Annotated in this window: 20 protein-coding genes; 15 read left to right on the top strand and 5 right to left on the bottom strand. The window is 74.1% G+C overall.

Annotation, left to right across the window (positions count from 1 at the left end):
• Positions 1-40: 40 nt before the first annotated feature.
• Genes UIS43_RS12775 through UIS43_RS12750 form a run of 6 tightly spaced genes read left to right on the top strand, consistent with a single transcriptional unit; the run spans position 41 to position 5,695 of the window.
• Complete coding sequence (locus UIS43_RS12775; RefSeq protein ID WP_041552860.1) at positions 41-1,156, top strand: TIGR03364 family FAD-dependent oxidoreductase; 1,116 nt, start codon at positions 41-43, stop codon at positions 1,154-1,156.
• Between the two features lie 2 nt (positions 1,157-1,158).
• A complete protein-coding gene (locus tag UIS43_RS12770) occupies positions 1,159-1,842 on the top strand; it encodes a phosphonatase-like hydrolase (RefSeq protein WP_013154821.1) in 684 nt (227 codons plus the stop codon).
• 4 nt (positions 1,843-1,846) lie between these two features.
• The gene (locus tag UIS43_RS12765) at positions 1,847-2,902 is read left to right on the top strand and encodes an ABC transporter ATP-binding protein (RefSeq protein ID WP_013154820.1); all 1,056 of its coding nucleotides are present in this window, start codon (positions 1,847-1,849) and stop codon (positions 2,900-2,902) included.
• Positions 2,899-3,828, top strand: coding sequence for a 2-aminoethylphosphonate ABC transporter permease subunit (locus UIS43_RS12760; protein WP_071622691.1), 930 nt, complete (start codon positions 2,899-2,901; stop codon positions 3,826-3,828). The genes UIS43_RS12765 and UIS43_RS12760 overlap by 4 nt, the downstream gene beginning before the upstream one ends.
• Positions 3,815-4,612, top strand: a complete 798-nt coding sequence (locus UIS43_RS12755; protein WP_358169018.1) for an ABC transporter permease subunit — start codon at positions 3,815-3,817, stop codon at positions 4,610-4,612. Before UIS43_RS12760 ends, UIS43_RS12755 begins: the two co-directional genes overlap by 14 nt.
• A 30-nt stretch (positions 4,613-4,642) precedes the next feature.
• Positions 4,643-5,695 (top strand): 2-aminoethylphosphonate ABC transporter substrate-binding protein, encoded by a 1,053-nt coding sequence (locus UIS43_RS12750; RefSeq protein ID WP_071622689.1) that lies wholly within the window; start codon positions 4,643-4,645, stop codon positions 5,693-5,695.
• Positions 5,696-5,782: 87 nt separating this feature from the next.
• Here UIS43_RS12750 and UIS43_RS12745 read toward each other — a convergent pair whose 3' ends face one another.
• Complete coding sequence (locus UIS43_RS12745) at positions 5,783-6,337, bottom strand: EF-hand domain-containing protein (RefSeq protein ID WP_041552858.1); 555 nt, start codon at positions 6,335-6,337, stop codon at positions 5,783-5,785.
• A 247-nt stretch (positions 6,338-6,584) separates the two neighbouring features.
• Between UIS43_RS12745 and UIS43_RS12740 the strand changes: the two genes are divergently transcribed.
• Together UIS43_RS12740 and nudC are read left to right on the top strand one after the other, a co-directional pair.
• Positions 6,585-7,961, top strand: coding sequence for a dipeptidase (locus UIS43_RS12740; RefSeq protein WP_013154815.1), 1,377 nt, complete (start codon positions 6,585-6,587; stop codon positions 7,959-7,961).
• A gap of 165 nt (positions 7,962-8,126) precedes the next feature.
• Complete coding sequence (nudC, locus tag UIS43_RS12735) at positions 8,127-9,077, top strand: NAD(+) diphosphatase (RefSeq protein WP_013154814.1); 951 nt, start codon at positions 8,127-8,129, stop codon at positions 9,075-9,077.
• Positions 9,078-9,220: 143 nt separating this feature from the next.
• Here nudC and UIS43_RS12730 read toward each other — a convergent pair whose 3' ends face one another.
• Together UIS43_RS12730 and UIS43_RS12725 are read right to left on the bottom strand one after the other, a co-directional pair.
• On the bottom strand, positions 9,221-9,676 hold the full coding sequence (locus UIS43_RS12730) for an ANTAR domain-containing protein (RefSeq protein WP_174546883.1): 456 nt from the start codon (positions 9,674-9,676) through the stop codon (positions 9,221-9,223).
• Positions 9,677-9,822: 146 nt separating this feature from the next.
• Positions 9,823-10,083 (bottom strand): mycoredoxin, encoded by a 261-nt coding sequence (locus UIS43_RS12725; RefSeq protein ID WP_013154812.1) that lies wholly within the window; start codon positions 10,081-10,083, stop codon positions 9,823-9,825.
• A 247-nt stretch (positions 10,084-10,330) separates the two neighbouring features.
• On the opposite strand from UIS43_RS12725, the gene UIS43_RS12720 reads away from it, so the two are divergent.
• The 6 genes from UIS43_RS12720 (at position 10,331) to UIS43_RS12695 (ending at position 15,718) form a co-directional block, all read left to right on the top strand.
• A complete protein-coding gene (locus UIS43_RS12720; RefSeq protein ID WP_013154811.1) occupies positions 10,331-12,457 on the top strand; it encodes an ATP-dependent DNA helicase UvrD2 in 2,127 nt (708 codons plus the stop codon).
• Positions 12,450-13,361 (top strand): acyl-CoA thioesterase II, encoded by a 912-nt coding sequence (tesB, locus tag UIS43_RS12715; RefSeq protein ID WP_071622687.1) that lies wholly within the window; start codon positions 12,450-12,452, stop codon positions 13,359-13,361. The genes UIS43_RS12720 and tesB overlap by 8 nt, the downstream gene beginning before the upstream one ends.
• 450 nt (positions 13,362-13,811) lie before the next feature.
• Positions 13,812-14,156 carry a hypothetical protein gene (locus tag UIS43_RS12710; protein ID WP_117198123.1) on the top strand — a complete coding sequence of 115 codons (345 nt, stop codon included), beginning with the start codon at positions 13,812-13,814 and terminating at the stop codon, positions 14,154-14,156.
• 203 nt (positions 14,157-14,359) lie between these two features.
• Entirely contained in the window at positions 14,360-14,638 is a 279-nt protein-coding gene (locus UIS43_RS12705) for a WhiB family transcriptional regulator (RefSeq protein ID WP_013154809.1), read from the top strand.
• A 54-nt stretch (positions 14,639-14,692) separates the two neighbouring features.
• Entirely contained in the window at positions 14,693-14,857 is a 165-nt protein-coding gene (locus UIS43_RS12700; RefSeq protein ID WP_370013286.1) for a hypothetical protein, read from the top strand.
• A gap of 285 nt (positions 14,858-15,142) precedes the next feature.
• Positions 15,143-15,718, top strand: coding sequence for a M48 family metallopeptidase (locus tag UIS43_RS12695; protein WP_013154807.1), 576 nt, complete (start codon positions 15,143-15,145; stop codon positions 15,716-15,718).
• Positions 15,719-15,999: 281 nt separating this feature from the next.
• Here the strand turns inward: UIS43_RS12695 and UIS43_RS12690 are convergent, their stop codons facing one another.
• Positions 16,000-16,590, bottom strand: a complete 591-nt coding sequence (locus UIS43_RS12690) for an NUDIX hydrolase (RefSeq protein ID WP_013154806.1) — start codon at positions 16,588-16,590, stop codon at positions 16,000-16,002.
• Positions 16,591-18,078 carry a zinc-dependent metalloprotease gene (locus UIS43_RS12685; protein ID WP_071622685.1) on the bottom strand — a complete coding sequence of 496 codons (1,488 nt, stop codon included), beginning with the start codon at positions 18,076-18,078 and terminating at the stop codon, positions 16,591-16,593.
• 123 nt (positions 18,079-18,201) lie between these two features.
• Here UIS43_RS12685 and UIS43_RS12680 point away from each other — a divergent pair, with 123 nt between their 5' ends.
• Positions 18,202-19,269: an NAD-dependent epimerase/dehydratase family protein gene (locus UIS43_RS12680; protein ID WP_013154804.1), complete on the top strand. Its 1,068-nt coding sequence runs from the start codon at positions 18,202-18,204 to the stop codon at positions 19,267-19,269.
• The last annotated feature ends 133 nt before the right edge of the window (positions 19,270-19,402 follow it).

Below are 19,402 nucleotides of genomic sequence, written 5' to 3'. Positions count from 1 at the left end.
GGTCGCCTCCATCCGCACCGGCGAACCTCGGACCATGCGAGTGATCATCGTCGGTGCCGGAGTCCTCGGCACCATGCACGCCTGGCACGCCGTCTCCCGAGGTCACGAGGTCGTCCACCTCGAACGGGAGGCGGCCGCCCGCGGCGCCTCCGTCCGCAACTTCGGCCTCGTCTGGGTCGGCGGACGCGCTCCCGGCCCCGAACTGGAGGCCGCCCGCCGGGCCCGCGTCCTGTGGCAGGAGATCGCCGAACGCGTCCCCGCCCTGGGCTTCCGGGCCTCCGGCTCCCTCACCGTCGCCACCACCGGCCACGAACTGGCCGTGGCCGAGGCGGCGGCCGGGGGTTCCGAAGCCGCCGAGCGCGGCTACGAACTCCTCAGCCCGGAGCGGACCCGCGAGGTCAACCCGGCCCTGCGCGGCGACCACCTCGGCGCCCTGTGGTGCCGCAGCGACGCCCAGGTCGAACCCCGCACCGCCCAGGCCGCCCTCCAGGCCGAACTCGGCCGCAGCGGCCGCTACACCCTCCTGACCGGGCGCGAGGTCCGCGACCTGGCCGGACCGGGCGCCGTCCGCGACGACCACGGGCAGGTCCACCGGGGCGACGCCGTCGTCCTGTGCACCGGCGCCTGGCTCGGCGGCCTGGTCCGCGAACTCGTCCCCGACCTGCCCGTGCGCCGCGTCCGCCTCCAGATGGCGCAGACCGAGCCCCTGGGCGAGACCCTCACCACCTCCGTCGCCGACGGCGACAGCTTCCGCTACTACCCCGCCTACCGGGGCCCCGAACTGGACTCCCTCGACGAGGCCCAGCCCCAGCCGCCCACCGCGCGCGACCACCGCATGCAGCTGCTCATGGTCCAGCGCGCCGACGGCTCCCTGACCATCGGCGACACCCACGAGTACGACGCGCCCTTCTCCTTCGACACCGCCGAGGACCCCTACGAGCACCTCGCCGGTGTCGCCAGCCGCCTCCTGGGCCGACCGCTGCCCCCGATCCGCCGGCGCTGGGCGGGCGTCTACGCCCAGTGCGCCGACCCCTCCCGGGTCGTCCACCGCGCCCCCGTGGGCCCCGACGCCTGGCTGGTCACCGGACCGGGCGGGCGGGGGATGACCTGCTCCCCGGCCATCGCCGAGACCACCGCCAACGAACTGGGCTGGTAACCATGCACTCCACCACCGTCCCCGCCCCGCCCGTCGAACTCGTCGTCCTGGACATGGCGGGCACCACCGTCGCCGACGACGGCCTCGTCGAGGCGGCCTTCGAGGCGGCCCTGCCCGACCACACCCCCGAGGCCGCCGCGTACGTGCGCGCCACCATGGGCGAGTCCAAGATCACCGTCTTCCGCCACCTGTGCGGCGACGAGGACCGCGCCCAGGAGGCCAACCGCGCCTTCGAGCGTGCCTACGCCCGCCTGGTGGACGAGGGCCGCTGCGCGCCCCTGCCCGGAGCCGAGGACGCCCTGCGCGAGCTGCGCGCCCAGGGCCGCACGACCGCCCTGACCACCGGCTTCTCCCGCGACACCCAGGAGCGCATCCTGAGCGCCCTGGGCTGGCGGGAGGCCGCCGACCTCGTCCTGTGCCCCGCCGACGCGGGCGGGCGCGGACGCCCCCACCCCGACATGGTGCTCACCGCCGCCCTGCGCGCGCGGGTCTCCTCCGTGGCCGCCGTCGCCGTCGTCGGCGACACCGCCTCCGACATCCGCAGCGGGCTGAGCGCGGGGGCCTCGGTCGCCGCCGGGGTCCGCACCGGCGCCCACGACGACGACGCCCTGCGCGCGGCCGGGGCCACCCACGTCCTGGACGGCGTGGCGGACCTGCCCGGACTGCTCGCGTCGAGGGAGGGCTGAACCCGTGGGCATCCGCTTCGACCGCGTCAGCGTCGCCTACGGGGAGACCGTGGTCCTGGACGACCTCGACCTCACCGTCGAACCCGGCGAGTTCATGGCGCTGCTGGGGCCCTCCGGCTCGGGCAAGACCACCGCGCTGCGCGCCGTCGCCGGGTTCGTCCGCCCCGCCTCCGGGCGCGTCCTGCTCGGCGGGCGCGACGTCACCGGCCTGCCGCCGCACCTGCGGGGCGTGGGCATGGTCGTGCAGAGCTACGCCCTCTTCCCCCACATGCGGGTGGACCAGAACGTCGCCTTCGGGCTGAGGGCGCAGGGCGTGCCCCGCCGCGAGATCGCCGGACGGGTCGCCGAGGCGCTGGCCATGACCGGGATGGGGGACTACGCGCGCCGCCACCCGCGCGAGCTGTCCGGCGGACAGCAGCAGCGGGTGGCCATCGCCCGCGCCCTGGCCATCCGCCCCGGCGTGCTGCTGCTGGACGAGCCGCTGTCCGCGCTCGACGCCCAGCTGCGCTCGGACATGCTCGCCGAACTGGCCCGCCTGCACCGCGAACTCCCCGACGTCACGGTCCTGTACGTCACCCACGACCAGAGCGAGGCGCTCACCCTGGCCGACCGGGTGGCGGTCCTGGACCGGGCCCGGCTGCGCGACTGCGACACGCCCGAGCGCCTCTACCAGCGCCCCCGGACGCCGTTCACCGCCCGCTTCGTCGGCGGCGCCAACCTGCTGCCCGCGAGCCTGGCCGACGGACGCGTGCACTGCTGCGGCACCGTCCTGGAGGCCGACCCCGGCGACCTGCCGCCCGGCACCGGCGACGGCGACGGGCTGCGCGTGTGCCTGCGCCCGCACCGGCTCGCCCTCGGCGAGGGCGAGCACACCCTGGAGGGCCGGGTCACCGACGTCCAGTGGCGCGGCTCCACCCACCGGGTCACCGTCCTGGTCGACGGCGTCCCCGTCACCGCCGAACTCCGGGAGATGCGGACCCCGCCCGAGACCGGTGCGGCGGTCACGCTCGGCTTCGCCCGCCGGGACGCCGTCCTGCTGCCGGAGGAGGAGGCCTCGTGAACGTCCGGACCGCGCCGACCCCGGCGGGCACCGCGCCCGCGCCCCCCGCGGGCGGGGACGCCCCGGCCCGGGCGCCCCGCACCCTCCCCGTGTGGGTGTGGGCGGTGCCGCCCGTCGTGCTGCTCGCCCTGGTGTTCCTGTACCCGCTCGTCCTCGTCGCCCTGGAGTCGGTCACCGCGCCCGGGGGCGGACTCACCCTCGCCCACCACGCCGACGTCCTGGGCTCGGAGTCCTTCCGGTCCGCGCTGGCCACCACCGTGTTCATCGCGGTCACCGCCACGCTGGGCTGCCTGGTCCTGGGCTTCCTCCTGGCCCTGGTCGTGGCGTTCGTGCCCTTCCCGGGCAGCGGGGCCACCGCCCGGTTCATCGACACCTACCTGTCCTTCCCGTCCTTCCTCATCACCCTCGCGCTGCTGTTCCTCTACGGCACCGTGGGCGTGGCCAACGGCGCGTGGACGGAGGTCACCGGGGCCGGGACCGGGCCGATCAGCTTCCTCGCCACACCCTGGGGCGTGATCCTGGCGGAGATCACCTACTTCACGCCGTTCGTCATGCGGCCGCTGCTCGCCGCGTTCGCCCAGCTCGACACCGCGCAGATCGAGGTCGCCTCCTCCCTGGGGGCCCGCCCCCTCAGGATCGTGCGGGCCGTCATCCTGCCCGAGGCCCTGCCCGCGCTCGCCGCCGGAGGCGCGCTCGTGCTGGTGCTGTGCCTCAACGAGTTCGCGATCGTCCTGTTCACCGGGGCCAAGGACGTGGTGACCCTGCCGATGCTCGTCTACAGCGCGGCGATCCTGGAGGCCGACTACACCACCGCCTGCGTCGTGGCCACGGTCAACGCGGCCCTGTCGGTCTCGCTCTACCTCGTCTACCGCGCGGCCACCGCCCGGCTGCGCGCACCCTCCGGAGGCCGCCGTGCTCGTGCATAGCCGACCCGCCCGCCGGGTCGTGTGGGCGCTGTTCGCCGCGCTCGTCCTGCCGCTGTTCCTGCTCCCGCTCGGCGTCATCGTCACCGCGTCGGTGTCCACCAACTGGAGCGGCGTCCTGCCCTCGGGGCCCACCCTGGACAACTTCGCCGGACTGTCCCGGGGCTCCACCCTGGAGGCGCTGCGCGTCAGCGCGGTCACCGCCGCCACCGCCAGCGTCCTGGCCCTGGTGGCCGGGACCTGGTCCGCGCTGACCGCGCACGCGCTGCGCCGACGCGGCAGGGCCGTCCTGGACGCCCTCTTCATGCTGCCCGTCGCGGTCCCCACGGTGGTCGTCGGACTGGCCCTGCTGGTGGCCTTCAGCCAACCGCCCGTGCTGCTCAACGGCACCCGAACCATCGTGGTCATGGCGCACACCGTGCTGGTGACGGCCTTCGCCCACCAGTCGGTCTCCGCCGCCCTGGACCGGCTCGACCCGGCCTACGCCCAGGTGGCCGCCTCCCTCGGCGCCCGCCCGGCGCGGGTGCTGTTCCAGGTGCGGCTGCCCCTGCTGCTGCCCTCGCTCAGCGCCGCCGCCGGGCTCTGCTTCGCCCTGTCCATGGGCGAACTGAGCGCCACGATGATGCTCTACCCGCCCAGCTGGATGCCGCTGCCGGTCCAGATCTACGCCGCCACCGACCGGGGCGCCCTCTTCTCCGGGGCTGCCTCCGCCATCGTCCTGATGGCCGCCACCCTGGCCGTCCTGCTGCTGCTGTCCCGCGTGCGCACCCGCGCCGCCTACCGCTGACCTCTTCTCCTTCTCCCAGGAAGGCCCGCCATGCCCGCCGTCCGCACGACCGCCGCCCGCGTGTCCGCCGCCACCGCCGCGTTCGCCCTCGCCGGAGCCCTGACCTCCTGCGCCGCCTCCGACCCCGCCGACACCGTCACCGTCTACACCGCCGACGGCCTGCGCAACGAGGAGGGCACCGGCTGGCTCGACCAGGTCTTCGCCGACTTCGAGGCCGAGACCGGCGTCACCGTCCAGTACGTCGAGGGGGGCTCGGGCGAGATCGTCCAGCGCGCCGGGCGCGAGACCGCCAACCCGCAGGCCGACGTCATCATCACCCTGCCGCCCTTCATCCAGCAGGCCGACGGCATGGGCCTGCTCCAGCAGTACGAGCCGCAGGGCTCCGAGCACGTCGGGACCAAGGACCCCGACGGGAGGTGGACCACGATCGTCGACAACTACTTCTGCCTCACCTACAACACCGAGGAGCTGGAGGAGCCGCCCGCCACCTGGGACGACCTGCTCGACCCCCGCTTCGAGGGCCGCCTCCAGTACTCGACGCCGGGCGTGGCGGGCGACGGCACGGCCGTGCTCATCCAGACCATGCACGACTTCGGCGGCCTGGAGCCCGCCATGGACTACCTCGGACGGCTCCAGGCCAACAACGTCGGCCCGTCCTCCTCCACCGGCGCGCTGGGCCCCAAGGTGGACAAGGGCGAGCTGCTCGTCGCCAACGGCGACGTCCAGATGAACCTCGCCCAGGCCCGCACCATGCCCAACCTCGGCATCTGGTTCCCCGCGCACGAGGAGGGGGAGCCGAGCACCTTCGCCCTGCCCTACACCGCCGGGCTGGTCGAGGGCGCGCCCCAGGCCGACAACGGCCGCGCCCTCCTGGACTTCCTGCTCTCCGAGGCCGCCCAGGAGCAGGTCGTCCCCGTGGCCGGGGGCTTCCCGGCCCGCACCGACGTCCCGGTGGAGGGCGGGGGCGCCGAGGAGCTGGAGGCGCTCATGGAGGGCGTGGAGGTCTTCGAGCCCGACTGGGACGACATCGACGCCAACCTGCCCGAGTACCTCGACGCCTGGCGCGAGGCCACCGGCAGCTGACCCCGGCCCTCCCGGGCCACCGCCGACCCGTGCGCGGCCGTCGGCCCCGCGCGCCGGAGGAACCGCGCGCGGGACCGGCGGGAGGGCTCAGATCACGCCGAAGACGAACCCGCCCGGGGCGTCGGAGTCCTCGCCGAAGAGGTACTCCCGGGCCGACAGGACGAACTCCGCGCGGCCGATGAACCCGTCGCCGTCGGTGTCCAGGGCCCTGAACCGGTCCAGGGCGTCGGAGGAGGAGGCCCCCAGGACCTCGGCGTACCTGACGTACTCCGCCTCGCTGATCGACCCGCCGTCGTCGGTGTCGAGCAGGTCGAAGACCGCCTCGGCCACGCCCTCGGTCATGTTGAACCGGCTGCGGTCCTCGGAGGCCGCGTGCATCGCCGCGACGAACGCATCCCGGTCCAGGCGCGCCTGGGCGGGTGAGCCGTGGCGCAGCAGCTCCAGCCAGAGCATCTGGTAGGAGGCGTGGACGGCCTGGGCCCGGCGGTCGCTCAGGTCCAGCGCGTACCCCTTCGTGTAGCGGTCGACCAGGCGCTGGTAGTCGTCCCAGGTGATGGCCCCGTCGCGGTCGGTGTCCAGCGTGTCGAAGAGGCGGCCGAACCTCTCGGCGACCGCGGTGGCGGGAACGGTGTCCACGTGCATTCCTCTCGTCGGCGGGCGGGCGCGTCCCGCCCCTGCACCTTCGAGTGTCCCGCGAGCCGAGGAGTTCCCCGTCCCCCGCGGCTCCGCCGCCCCTGGCGGCCGGGCTCCCGAGCCCCCCCGGGCCGGACCGGGACCGGACCGGGACCGGACCGGGGACGGGCGCGCGGGGCTCCCGGCCCGCGTGCCGAGGCGGTTCGCGCAGGTCCTAGGCTCGTTCCCGACAACGACGTCGAGCAAGGACGGTCCCATGGACGTACGCGCCCACATCGAGGCACACCGGGACGAGTTCGTCTCCTCCCTCAAGGAGTGGCTGGCGATCCCCTCCATCTCCGCCGACCCCGCGCACCACCCCGACGTGGTCCGCTCCGCCCGGTGGCTCGCCGACCACCTCACCGCGACCGGCTTCCCCACCGTCGAGGTGTGGCAGACCCCCGGCCTGCCCGCCGTGTTCGCCGAGTGGCCCGCCGCCGACCCCGACGCCCCCACGGTGCTCGTCTACGGACACCACGACGTCCAGCCCGTCGACCCGGTCCAGGAGTGGGAGACCGACCCGTTCGTGCCCACCGAGCGCGGCACCTCCCTGTTCGCGCGCGGGGCCTCCGACGACAAGGGGCAGGTGCTCTTCCACGCCCTCGGCGTGCGCGCCGCCCTGGCCGCATCCGGCGCCGACGCCCCGCCCGTCACGGTCAAGCTGCTCGTGGAGGGCGAGGAGGAGTCGGGCTCGGTCCACTTCGCCGACCTGATGCGCGCCAACCGCGACCGCCTGGCCTGCGACGTCGTCGTCATCTCCGACACCACCATGTGGGCGGCCGACACCCCGTCCATGTGCGTGGGCATGCGCGGCGTCACCGACGTGGAGATCAGCCTGTACGGCCCCGAGCGCGACCTGCACAGCGGCTCCTTCGGCGGCGCCGTGCCCAACCCGCTCAAGGCCATGAGCGACCTGCTGTCCGGCCTGCACGACGAGGACGGCCGGGTGGCGGTCCCCGGCTTCTACGACGGGGTGGTCGAGGCCAGCCGGGAGGAGCGCGAACTCATCGCCCGGCTGCCCTTCGACGAGCGCGAGTGGCTGGCCACCGCCGCCTCCACCGCCACCTGGGGCGAGAAGGGCTACAGCACGCTGGAGCGGATCTGGCTGCGCCCGACCGCCGAGATCAACGGCATGTGGGGCGGCCACACCGGCTCGGGCGGCAAGACCATCGTCCCTCGCTCCGCGCACGCCAAGGTCAGCTTCCGCCTGGTGCCCGGCCAGGACCCGCTGCACGTGCAGGACCGCGTCCGCGCCCACGTCGAGGCGGCCGTCCCCGAGGGTCTGCGCGCCGAGACGGAGTTCGGCGGGCCGGGCGTGCGCGCCTGCGCCTCCGACCTGTCCTCCACCGCGCTGAAGGCGGCCCGCTCGGCCATGGAGCGCGCCTTCGGCACCCAGGTCCTGTTCACCCGCGAGGGCGGCAGCGGCCCCGAGGCCGACATCGCCGACATCCTCGGGGCGCCGCTGGTCTTCCTCGCCGTCGGCCTGGACGAGGACCGCATCCACGCCCCCAACGAGAAGGTGGAGATCCCCCTGCTGCTCAAGGGGGCCGAGAGCGCCGCCTACCTGTGGGAGGAGCTCGGCGGCCTCGGCTGAGCCGTGACCGCGCGGCGCCGGGGCCCGCTCCGCACACGGTGCCGACCCGCCCACGGGGAATCCGCCGCGCGCGGGGGCCGCGCCAGGATGCGCGCGGCCCCGACGGGTGTTATGCACGTTGTGGACACGGGCCCCGCCAGGCGGCCCGCCGACCCGGAAGGACCCATGGACGCCGACGCGACTCCCTCCCTCTCCCGCTTCTCCGTCGACCCCGCCGCGCACCGGCGCCTGGACGGGGAGTGGCTGGCCGAGGCGTGGGCGGCCCCCGGCACCCGGGTGCTGGTCCTGGAGGGCGGGGACCCCGTCGCCCACGGCTGGCGGGCCGTCATGGCCAAGCAGTCCCGGGCCCTGATCACCACCGGGGACGAACCCCGACTGGTCCTGGTCCCCCCGGACGAGGCGCCCGAGGGCGAGCGCTACCTGCTGGGCACCGACGGACGGGACGCCTACTTCGCGGTCCGCTCCGGCCGGGAGCTCACCGCCACCGAACGGACCGCCCCGGCCTCCCTGCGCGAGATCGGCGCGCTCCTGGGCGACCGCGACACCGGGCTGATGACCCGCGCCGTCGCCCTCGCGAACTGGAACGCCACCCACGGGTTCTGCCCCCGCTGCGGCTCCCGCACCACCCCGGCCGCGGCCGGGCACGTGCGCGTGTGCGATCGGGAGGGCACCGAGCAGTACCCCCGGATGGACCCGGCGGTGATCATGCTGGTGCACCGCGAGCGCGACGGCCGCGAGGAGATGCTGCTCGGCAACAACCCGAACTGGGACGCCCGCCGCTTCTCGGTGCTGGCCGGGTTCGTGGACGCGGGGGAGTCGCTGGAGCAGGCCGTGGTCCGCGAGGTCGCCGAGGAGGCGGGGATCGTGGTCGAGCGCCCGCGCTACCTGTCCTCGCAGCCCTGGCCCTTCCCGCGCAGCCTGATGGTGGGCTACACCGCGCGGGCCGTGGGCGAGACCGAGCGCACCGACGACGAGATCGGCGTCACCCGGTGGTTCACCCGCGCCGAACTGGCCGAGGCCGTGCACGCGGAGGAGATCCTGCTGCCCGGGCGGGTCTCGATCGCCCGCACCCTCATCGAGCACTGGTACGGCTCGGAGCTCCCCGGCGGCTGGTGACCCCGGGCCGACGGCCGCTCCCGGCCCCGCGGCGGCCGGGAGCCGCCGCCCGCAGGGCCGGGAGCGGGGAGCGGGGACGCGCCCGGGGCGGGGCCGGGGCCTTTCGGGGTTTCGCTCGGGGCCCCGCCCGGCCCGTCGCCGCGCTAGCGCGAACCGGGGGAGGCGCCCAGTTCGTCGGGCAGCACGGTGAGGGGGCTCGTGCTGCTCTCCACCACGTCCCGCGCCAGGTCCGCCACCTTGCGCCCGCGCGAGCGCGCCGAGGAGCGCAGCCGCTCGAAGGCCTCGCGGGGCGCCATCGTGTGCCGCTCCGCCAGGACCCCGATCGCCTGCTCCACCACCACGCGCGACTGCAGCGCGTGCTCCAGCTGCGCGATGGTGTGCCGCAGCCGCTCCACCTCCGAAGCGCCCTCCGGCGCCCGGCCGGGCGCCTGGGAACGCGGGGTCCGGGTCCCCGACTCGCCGGTCAGCAGGTCCGCCAGGACCATCGCGCTCACCAGGTCGGGCACCTCCTCGCCGTCGCCCACCCGCCACCCGGCCGGGGTGCGGCGGACCACACCGGTGTCCACCGTGTCGGCGACCGCAATGTCATGAGGCCTCATGTCCTCCCCCAACTCCACACTCCCCGTCGTCATCGTCCGAGTCCTTGGTGACCCGAGCGCCGTCGGAGGTGCACCGCCGAAGGCGGGCCCCGCGGTGCGGGCCGCGGGACCCGCCCTGGGGCGTGGTCCGCGGCCCGCGTACCGTCCTACGACAGCTCGGCCAGTTTCTGCTTCACCTGAGCGAGCGACGGGTTGGTCATCGCCGCACCGTCGCTGAAGACCAGCGTCGGAACCGTCTGGTTGCCGTTGTTGGCCCTCATGACCAGTTCCGCGGCCTCCGGGTGCTCCTCGATGTTCACCTCACGACCGGTGATCCCCTCGCGGGCGAGCTGGCTCTTGAGCCGCTTGCAGTACCCGCACCAGGGGGTGGTGTACATCGTGAACTGTTCGGTCGCCGCGCTCGTCATGTCGCTCACGTCCTTCTTTCGTCTACGGTCGATGGGTCGGTCCGGTCATCTCAACACCGAGGGGTCCGGACCGCTTCCCGGGACCGCGTGACACAACGTGGGACGCCTCACAGGACCAACTGGTTCTGGAATGTCTGATGTGCCTCCCGCGGCCCCGGCGGCGGGCACGGGGTCCGATCCGCTCCCCGTCACGGCCGATACTTGAGAGACTGGGACCCCATCCACCCCGACCCTACGCAGGAGCACCATGGATCCCGACCGCGTCCTGGAGGGACTGGACCCGGAGCAGACCCAGGCCGCACGCGCGCTGCGCGGCCCCGTGTGCATCCTGGCCGGTGCCGGGACGGGCAAGACCCGGGCCATCACCCACCGCATCGCGTACGCGGTCTCCAGCGGTGTGGTCGCCGAGCAGCAGGTCCTCGCGGTCACCTTCACCGCGCGCGCCGCCGGGGAGATGCGCGGCCGGCTGCGCGCCCTGGGCGCCCCCCGCGTGCAGGCCCGCACCTTCCACGCCGCCGCCCTGCGCCAGCTCTCCTTCTTCTGGCCCCAGGTCGTGGGCGGCGAGAAGCCCACCCTCATCGAGAGCAAGCTCCCGGTGGTCTCCCGCGCCGCCCACTCGGTGGGCCTCCAGCCCGACCGCAACGGCCTGCGCGACCTGGCCGGCGAGATCGAGTGGTCCAAGGTCACCCAGGTGCGCCCCACCGACTACGACAAGGCCGTGGTCAAGGCGGGCCGCCAGCCCCCGCTGCCCGCGGGCGAGGTGGCCCGGGTCTTCGAGGCCTACGAGGACCTGCGCCGCGAGCACAACCTCCTCGACTTCGAGTCCATGCTCGAACTCACCGCCGGCATGATCACCGAGTACCCGGCCATCGCCCAGCGCGTGCGCGAGCAGTACCGGTACTTCGTCGTCGACGAGTTCCAGGACGTCAACCCGCTCCAGCGCCTGCTCCTGGACGCCTGGCTGGGCGACCGCGACGACCTGTGCGTGGTCGGCGACCCCAGCCAGACCATCTACTCCTTCGCCGGGGCCACCCCCGGCTACCTGACCGGGTTCGGCGCCCGCTACCCCCACGCCACCGTGGTCCAGCTGGTCCGCGACTACCGCTCCACCCCCCAGGTCGTGCGGGTGGCCAACCACGTCATCGCCCAGGCGCGCGGCACGACCTCCGCCCAGCACCTGACCCTCCAGGCCCAGCGCCCCGACGGCCCCGACCCGATGTACCAGGAGTACGACGACGAGCCCGCCGAGGCCACCGGGGTCGCCCGCAAGATCAGCGTCCTGCTGGAGGGCGGCACCCCGGCCAGCGAGATCGCGGTGCTGGTGCGCACCAACGGCCAGTCGGCCTCCTACGAGCAGGCGCTGACCGACGAGGGCGTGCCGTTCACGATGCGCGGGACCACCCGGTTCTTCGAGCGCCCCGAGATCAAGCAGGCCGTGCACACCCTGCGCGGCGCCCGGCACGGGGCGGCGGGGGAGGAGGCCGAGCCCCTGGTGCGCACCGTCCGCCAGCTGCTCGGACAGCTCGGCCTGACCGAGAGCGCGCCCGAGGGGCGCCAGGCCCGCGAACGCTGGGAGTCGCTGACCGCGCTGGCCCAGCTGGCCGAGGACATGGCCGCCGCGCCGAGGCCCGACGGCAGTCCGGTGACCATGGCCGACCTCGTGGACGAGCTCGACGTGCGCATGGCCACCGAGCACGCGCCCGGCTTCGAGGGCGTCACCATCGCCTCCCTGCACGCGGCCAAGGGCCTGGAGTGGGACGCCGTCTTCCTGGTCGGCCTCACCGAGGGCATGATGCCGATCATCTACGCCGAGACCGACGAGCAGGTGGAGGAGGAGCGCCGCCTGTTCTACGTGGGCGTCACGCGGGCCCGCGAGCACCTGGCGATGTCGTGGTCCCTGGCCCGCTCGCCCGGCGGCAGGAAGACCCGCAAGCCCTCCCGCTTCCTCGACGGCCTGCGCCCCGCCTCCCCGTCCACCGCCTCCCGGCGCGCCGAGCGCCGCAAGGGCGGCGTGACCCGCTGCCGGGTGTGCTCGGCCACCCTCACCGACGCGGCCGAGCGCAAGCTGGGCCGCTGCCTGGACTGCCCCTCCAGCTACGACGAGGCCCTGCTGGAGCGGCTGCGCGACTGGCGCCGCGCGTGCGCGCAGGAGCAGAAGGTGCCCGCCTACGTGATCTTCACCGACGCCACCCTCCAGGCCGTCGCCGAGCAGGAGCCCGGCAGCCTCACCCAGCTGGCGGCGGTGTCCGGTGTCGGCGCGGTCAAGCTCGATCGCTACGGTGAGGCGGTACTGGCGCTGGTGGCGGGCGCGGACCCGGCGGACGTCATGGACCGCCGGACCGAGGACGACGGGGAGGAAGCGGCGGATGAGTGAGAGCGCCGACGCGCAGGCGCGGGGCCAGTCCCTCGCCGACCTGCTGACCGTGCTGGACCTGGAGCGGATCGAGGACGACATCTTCCGGGGCAGCAGCCCCGAGGAGGGCCCCCAACGGGTCTTCGGCGGCCAGGTCGCTGGCCAGGCGCTGGTCGCGGCGGGGCGCACCGTCCCCGCCGAACGCTACGTGCACTCCCTGCACGCGTACTTCATACGCCCCGGCGACCCCTCGGTGCCCATCGTCTACGAGGTGGACCGCGTCCGGGACGGCCGCTCCTTCACCACCCGGCGGGTGGTGGCCATCCAGCACGGCAAGCCGATCTTCACCCTGTCGGCCTCCTTCCACAAGGAGGAGCCGGGCCTGGACCACCGGATCCCGATGCCCGACGTCCCGCCGCCGGAGGAGCTGCCGAGCACGCGCGAGCGCCTGCAGGAGGCCTTCGGCCGCGTGCCCGGGTTCGTGCGCTGGCACCCCATCGAGCTGCGCCCGGTGGGGCCGCTGTCCTACGAGGCCGAGCGCGATCCGCGGCTGCGCACCGCCAACAACCCGGTGTGGCTCAAGGTGGACGGCAAGCTGCCCGACGACCGCCTCACCCACGTGTGCCTGATGACCTACGCCTCGGACATGACCCTGCTGGACACCGTGCTGCTGCGCCACGGCCGCTCCTTCGCGGGGATCTCCATGGCCAGCCTGGACCACGCGATGTGGTTCCACCGGCCGTTCCGCGCCGACGAGTGGCTGCTGTACGCGCAGGAGGCGCCGACCGCCCAGGGCGCCCGCGGTCTGGCGCGCGGGCTGGTCTACACCCGCGAGGGCGAACTCGTGTGCTCGGTGGTGCAGGAGGGACTGATCCGGGTGGTGGACGCCGAGGGCTGGTCCGACACCCTTCCGGAACCGCTCTAGCGGACCGGCCGGAACCGTCGTCGGTCTGAAGCGGGGGTTCTGACCTGCGGTGATCCTGTACATGTGGCGAGGTCGGAGCATCCGGCCTCGCCGTACGTACGGGATCACGGTGGACGACGCGGGCCCGGGCGCCCTTCCGGGCACCGCGGTGGGCGCCGCCGCGCCGCTCCCGGAGACCGGGACGGAGGAGGCTCGGGCCGCCCGCCGTGACCGGGGCCTCCCCGCGTCGCGGGCGGGGCGTCGGCAGGGCGCCCGGGGGATGCCCAAAGGCAACGCTTCCGGGCGCCGCGGCATTCCCGCGAACCCCTGACCGGATGCGGACGTTTGCGCAGGTCAAAAATAGGTTGCTCTCTTTCCGCGCCAGCCCATAGTGTGTACCCCGTCGCAATGACCGCTCCCGGCGCGGGTGCAAGATCCCGCCGCCCGAAAGTGAAGGAGGTGCCCGATCCAATGACCAGCATCACGGAGACCACAGGCTTCGTCGCCGGCTTCGCCATGCCGTCGCATCAGCTGTCCCCGACCGCTGTCCAGGGCAACCTCCTGCGCGGTCACACGGACGTCTTCGCCCTCTTCGGCGAGGCCACCATCGGCAACGGCGGCACCGGGGTCCCCGGATCCCGCTCCCCGTTGACGGTGTCCCAGGTCGAGCGGACCGTCCTCGGCGACGGCAGTGGTGTGTCCGTCGAGTCCGGGCTCGCCCTTGATCGCGGCAAGCGCCAGACGAAGCACGCAGCAGAAGCTACCCAGCGCCCGTATGGCGCATCGGGGGAGTGTCCACGGAGGATTCCGGCCTAGAGCAGGACAGGCCGAGAGTTTCGACCGTGGCCGCGGACCCCGACAGGGGCCGCGGCTTTCTTTGTATCTTCGCCAGCTCCCCGTCCCCCAGGGACGAGGGAGAGGGCGGCGGCATCGCAAGTCCAGGTCCCCCACCGGACCGGTTCCGGTGACCAGTCACCGACCGCGTTGTACGAAACGATCAAAGATCTTGGAGGGCACCGATGCTTGCGTCGGTCCTGGAAACGCCCTGGCTGGGCGACACCGAAGTTCCCTGCCGCCTGGAGCCCGACCTGTTCTTCGCCGAGGCGCCCGCCGACGTCGAGGCGGCCAAGGCCGTCTGCGGCGCGTGCCCCGTGCGGGAGCAGTGCCTGGCCGACGCCCTGGAGCGCGGTGAGCCCTGGGGCGTCTGGGGCGGGCAGCTGCTCGTCTCCGGACAGGTCGTGGCGCGCAAGCGCCCCAGGGGCCGCCCCCGGAAGAACCCCGCCCCGGTCGCGGCCTGACCGTTCCAGCCACAGCCTCACCCGACCCCCACAAGACCCGAAGGACGAAGACGGATGATGATGATGATGGAACTCATGCGCGTGGTCGAGCGGACCGACGTCGAAACGCGTGAACAGCAGGGCAGGAGGCTCACCGCCCGCCAGCTGCGCGCCCGCCAGCGCGAGGAGCGCCGTGCCGAACAGGCGCTCATGGAAATCGCGTGGTCACGTCTGTGTTGACGTGACGGGACGCACGGCGCCCTGAGCTGATCACGGGACCGGGCGGGGCTCCTCCGGGGGTCACCGTCCGGTCTCTTTTGTGTATCCGAAAGAGCACTGGGGCATCCCGACGGGCCCCTCCGTGGCCCGTCCCACAGCCGAAAAAGGACCCTGGTCAGGGCGGAATGTGCTACAGGGACGTGTTTTTCGGTTACGTTCCCGGATCCGGAGAAGACGCAAGATCGGCGACATAACAGGACAGGACACACCTGTGCTGGAGCGCCTCGCTCGGCTACCGTAAACTCCGTGCCCTCGAACACCAAAATCGAGGTACGACGCAGTCCTCGTCGCCGACGCACGGTGTCGGCCTACAGGGACGGGGACACCACGGTCGTCCTCGTGCCCGCGACGTTCTCCCGCGCAGAGGAAAAGCGCTGGGTGGGCCGTATGCTGCAACGACTCGAGGCCCGCGAGGGGCGCCGCAACCCCGGCGACGCCGAACTCCACGAACGCGCGCTCGAACTGGCCCGCCGCTACCTGGACGGCACCGAACTCCCCGAGAGCGTGCGCTGGGTGGACAACCAGAACTCGCGCTGGGGGTCGTGCACCCCCGAGACCCGCACGATCCGCATCTCCCGCCGCGTCGCCGGAATGCCCTCCTGGGTCGTGGACTACGTGCTCATCCACGAACTCGCGCACCTGTTCATCCCGCACCACGGCCGGGAGTTCTGGGACCTGGTGCGCCGCTACCCCAAGGCCGAGCGGGCCCGCGGCTACCTGGAGGGCTTCAGCGCCGCCTCCCGCGCCGAGTCCGACGACCCCTGCGGAGCCGGGGAGGACGAGGAGGAGCTCGACGCCGCCGAGGTCGCCTTCGACGAGTGAGCCCGGCCACGCACCGGTGGGGCGGGTGCCGCGGTGCCCGGGCCGCCGGGGGCCACGCCGCCGACCCGACGCGAACGGCCCTGCCCGGGACACCGCCGTCTTCCCGGTCCAGCGCCTCGAAGAACCCGCCTCCGGCCCCCGAACCCACGATCCCCGCGGCGCCCCGGACTCCGGGGTGCCGCGGGGATCGCTGGAACCCGTGACCGGTGCGGGGCCGTCGTGTGCCGTGGGACCGCAGGAACGGGGCTGGCGACCGCTCCAGCGCGCCGCCGCGTTCCAGGTCAGCGCGTGCCCGGGTCCGTGCTCGGGGGGCGGGCGGACGCCCGCAGGCGGCGCCCCACCGCCTCGGCCGCTGCGCGCACCAGCGAACGGCACACCTCGTCGGAGGGCTCGGGCAGGTCGTCCACCGGGAACCAGCCCAGGTCGGCCGACTCGTCGGGGTCGCGCACCAGCACCGCGTCCTCGGGGGCGACCGCCGCGTACTGCACGTCCAGGTGGAAGCTGCCGCCCCCGCAGGGCACCGCGTGGCGGTCCAGCCCGACGGGCTCGGGCAGCAGGGTGAGCCCCCTGATGCCCGACTCCTCGGTGGCCTCGCGCAGCGCCGCCGCGCCCAGGGTGGCGTCCTCCGGCTCGCAGTGCCCGCCGGTCTGCAACCAGATCCGGTGGATCCGGTGCAGGGTGAGCACCGCCCGCGAGCCGTCGGCGGAGATGATCGCCGTGCTGGCCGTCACGTGGCCGGGCAGGCAGGAGCGCCACATCCCGTCCCCGTGCGCGTCCAGGTGGTCGAGGTAGGAGCGGCGCAGCTCCTCCTGCCGGGCGTCGGGCGCGGTCCACGCGTCCAGCACCGCCCGGGCGTCCGCGTGCAGCGACACCTACGCGCCCTCTCTCCGGTCGTCGTCCCCGTCGCCGTCCCGGTCACCGCCGGGGGCGCCCTCGTCGGAAGGCCCCTCCCCGGACGCGTCCCCGTCGGTCCCCGCCCTCTCCCGGCCGGGAGCGTCCCCGGTCAGCGAGGAGATGTCGAAGTCGGCGTCGCCGAACCCGTCACCGCCCCCGCGCACGAAGGCCTCGGGATCGTCCAGGTCGTCGCCGGTGGGCATCAGGTCCGGGTGCTCCCAGACCGCGTCCCGGCCCTCCACACCGCGCGCCTCCTCCAGGGCGGACCACAGCGCGGACGCCTCGCGCAGGCGGCGCGGGCGCAGCTCCAGGCCGACCAGGGCGGCGAACGTGTGCTCGGCGGGCCCGCCGGTCGCCCGGCGGCGCCGGGTCGCCTCGGCCAGGGCGTCCGCCTGCGGCAGACGGCCCGACACCGCGGACGAGACCACGGTGGCCACCCAGCCCTCGATCAGCGCCAGGGTGGTCTCCAACCGGGCCAGCGCCGCCTTCTGCTGCGGGGTGTCCTCGGGCTGGAACAGCCCCTCGCCCCCGACGCCGCCCAGGGCCTCCTGGAGCGCCTCGGGGTTGGTGAGGTCGATCTCGCCGAGCCGGTCCTCCAGGCCGCTGATGTCGAAGGACATCCCGTCCGCGTACTCGTTGACCAGCCGGGACACGTGCGAGCGCAGCCACGGCACGTGCGAGTACAGCCGGTGCACGGCCGCCTCGCGGGCGGCCAGGTACAGGCGCACCTCGTCCTCGGGGACCTCCAGGCCCTCGCTGAAGCGCGCCACGCCGGAGGGCAGCAGCGCCGCACGGCCCTCACCGGCCAGGGGCAGTCCGATGTCGGCGGTGCCGACCACCTCGCGGGACAGCTCGCCCACGGCCTGGCCCGCCTGGCGGCCGACCATCATGCTGCCCATCTGCTGGATCATGCCCAGCAGCGGACCGGCCACGGACCGCATCTCCTCGGGCAGGTTCTGCCCCATCGACCGGACGGTCTTGCTGGTCAGCGGGTCGCACAGCTGCGCCCACGAGTCCATCGTCCGCTCGATCCACTCCGACCGGCTCCAGGCCTGGGCGGTGTGGACGCCCGACGGCAGGTCGGTAGCCTGGTCGAGCCACAGGTCGGCCAGGCGCAGGGCCTCCTCGACCCTGGCGTAGTCGGACGCCGGAACGCTCGGGTCGCCCTCCTGGGCGACCGTCTGGCGCGCGACGTCCTTGGCCATGTCCCAGTTCACACCGGACGACGACCTCTGGTCGCCGCCGGAACCGGGAGCGGGGCCGGGTTGGGCCGACATCATGTCGGCGAACTGACGCAGCATGTTGGCCATCTGCTGCGGGTCGCCGAACGGGAAGCCGTCCGGCGTTCCGGATCCTCCTCCGCCCGGGCCGCCGCTGCCGGCACCCGAGCCGGAGTCGCCAGAACGGCGTCCGGACTCGTCATCGGGATCGTTCGGCATGCTGAAACCGAATGGCAGGTCGCTCACAATCAGACCTCAGGCAGGATTAGGTTTGGTCTCCACTGTCACGTTAGCTGGGAGTCGCCCGGAGTGAATACCGAAAGCAGCCAGGTTCGCCCAGAGCACAGCCCCTCCGAGGGAGCGGGCACGGTGGTCGCTGTCACCGGTGCCGCCTCCGGGGTGGGCCGGCTCCTCGTGCAACGCCTGGCCGCGCCGGAGAGTTCCGCGCGCCTGCGTGAGGTCGTCGCCATCGACGCCGAGCTCGCCGACCTGCGCGGCGTCACCTGGCGCATCGCCGACGTGTGCGACCCCGGGCTGGTCTCCCGCCTCGGCGGGGTGGACGTGCTCGTGCACACCGCCGACGACCGCTCCCTGGAGACCCGGCCCGCGCGGCGCCGCGCGCACAACATCCGCGCGGCCCAGACGGTCCTGACCGCCGCCGCGGCCTCGGGGGTCCCCCGCGTCATCCTGGTCACCAGCACCATGGTCTACGGGGCCGCCCCCGACAGCCCCGTGCCCCTGGCGGAGAACGCGCCGCGCGTGTCCGACAACAGCGAGGGGCTCATGGGCGACTTCGCCGAGATCGAGGCCCTCGCCGAGCGCGCCCGCCGGGCCCACCCCAGCCTCACCGTCACCGTCGTGCGCCCCGCCCCGCTCGTGGGGCCCGGGCTCGACACCCTCCTCAGCCGCCACTTCTCCGCCCCGCGCCTGCTCACCGTCAAGGGGCACGAACAGCACTGGCAGTTCTGCCACGAGGACGACCTGGTCAGCGCCCTGGCCTTCTGCGCCCTGCACGGGGTGGACGGGCCCGAGGGCGTGGTCGCCGTGGCCAGCGAGGGCTCCCTCACCCAGGACGAGGTGGAGGCCGTCTCCGGGATGAAGCACTTCGAGGTGCCCGCCAACCTGGCCTTCGGCGCCGTCCGCCGCCTCCACCAGGCCCGGATCACCCCGGCGGCCGAGGGCGAGCTGAAGTTCCTCGTCTACCCGTGCGTGGTGGACTGCGCGGTGCTGCGCGAGGCCGGGTGGAAGCCCGCCCACGACAACGAGTCCGCCCTGGCAGCCCTGCTGGAGTCCCGCAGCGGCAGGCCCGCGCTGGTCGGCCGCAGCCTGGGCCGCAAGGAGGTCACCATCACCGCCGCGGGCGCCGCCGGAGCCGCCGCGGCGGCCATCGGCACCGCCGCAGCCATCCGCCACCTGCGCAAACGCAAGGGGGCGTGAGGCCCGGGGTCCGCGCGGCACGCGTATCGACGGCGCGCCGACGAACCCCGGCCACCTGACCCGGAGCCCGTGCGCGCGGCACACGCCGGGAACGCGGCCGACGCCGGCTCCCAACCCGACCCGGGACCGTGGG

Origin of the sequence: Nocardiopsis sp. LDBS0036 (genome assembly GCF_041228755.1) — a bacterium.
Lineage (GTDB): Bacteria > Actinomycetota > Actinomycetes > Streptosporangiales > Streptosporangiaceae > Nocardiopsis > Nocardiopsis dassonvillei.
This window is presented reverse-complemented; position numbering and strand designations above follow the sequence as displayed.

What these genes read in the sequence shown, in the direction of transcription:
- UIS43_RS12770 (WP_013154821.1), top strand. Translation starts at nt 1,159, where the DNA reads ATGCACTCCACCACCGTCCCCGCCCCGCCCGTCGAACTCGTCGTCCTG.
- UIS43_RS12750 (WP_071622689.1), top strand. Translation starts at nt 4,643, where the DNA reads ATGCCCGCCGTCCGCACGACCGCCGCCCGCGTGTCCGCCGCCACCGCC.
- UIS43_RS12745 (WP_041552858.1), bottom strand. Translation starts at nt 6,337, where the DNA reads ATGCACGTGGACACCGTTCCCGCCACCGCGGTCGCCGAGAGGTTCGGC.
- UIS43_RS12740 (WP_013154815.1), top strand. Translation starts at nt 6,585, where the DNA reads ATGGACGTACGCGCCCACATCGAGGCACACCGGGACGAGTTCGTCTCC.
- nudC (WP_013154814.1), top strand. Translation starts at nt 8,127, where the DNA reads ATGGACGCCGACGCGACTCCCTCCCTCTCCCGCTTCTCCGTCGACCCC.
- UIS43_RS12730 (WP_174546883.1), bottom strand. Translation starts at nt 9,676, where the DNA reads ATGAGGCCTCATGACATTGCGGTCGCCGACACGGTGGACACCGGTGTG.
- UIS43_RS12725 (WP_013154812.1), bottom strand. Translation starts at nt 10,083, where the DNA reads ATGACGAGCGCGGCGACCGAACAGTTCACGATGTACACCACCCCCTGG.
- UIS43_RS12720 (WP_013154811.1), top strand. Translation starts at nt 10,331, where the DNA reads ATGGATCCCGACCGCGTCCTGGAGGGACTGGACCCGGAGCAGACCCAG.
- tesB (WP_071622687.1), top strand. Translation starts at nt 12,450, where the DNA reads ATGAGTGAGAGCGCCGACGCGCAGGCGCGGGGCCAGTCCCTCGCCGAC.
- UIS43_RS12710 (WP_117198123.1), top strand. Translation starts at nt 13,812, where the DNA reads ATGACCAGCATCACGGAGACCACAGGCTTCGTCGCCGGCTTCGCCATG.
- UIS43_RS12705 (WP_013154809.1), top strand. Translation starts at nt 14,360, where the DNA reads ATGCTTGCGTCGGTCCTGGAAACGCCCTGGCTGGGCGACACCGAAGTT.
- UIS43_RS12700 (WP_370013286.1), top strand. Translation starts at nt 14,693, where the DNA reads ATGATGATGATGATGGAACTCATGCGCGTGGTCGAGCGGACCGACGTC.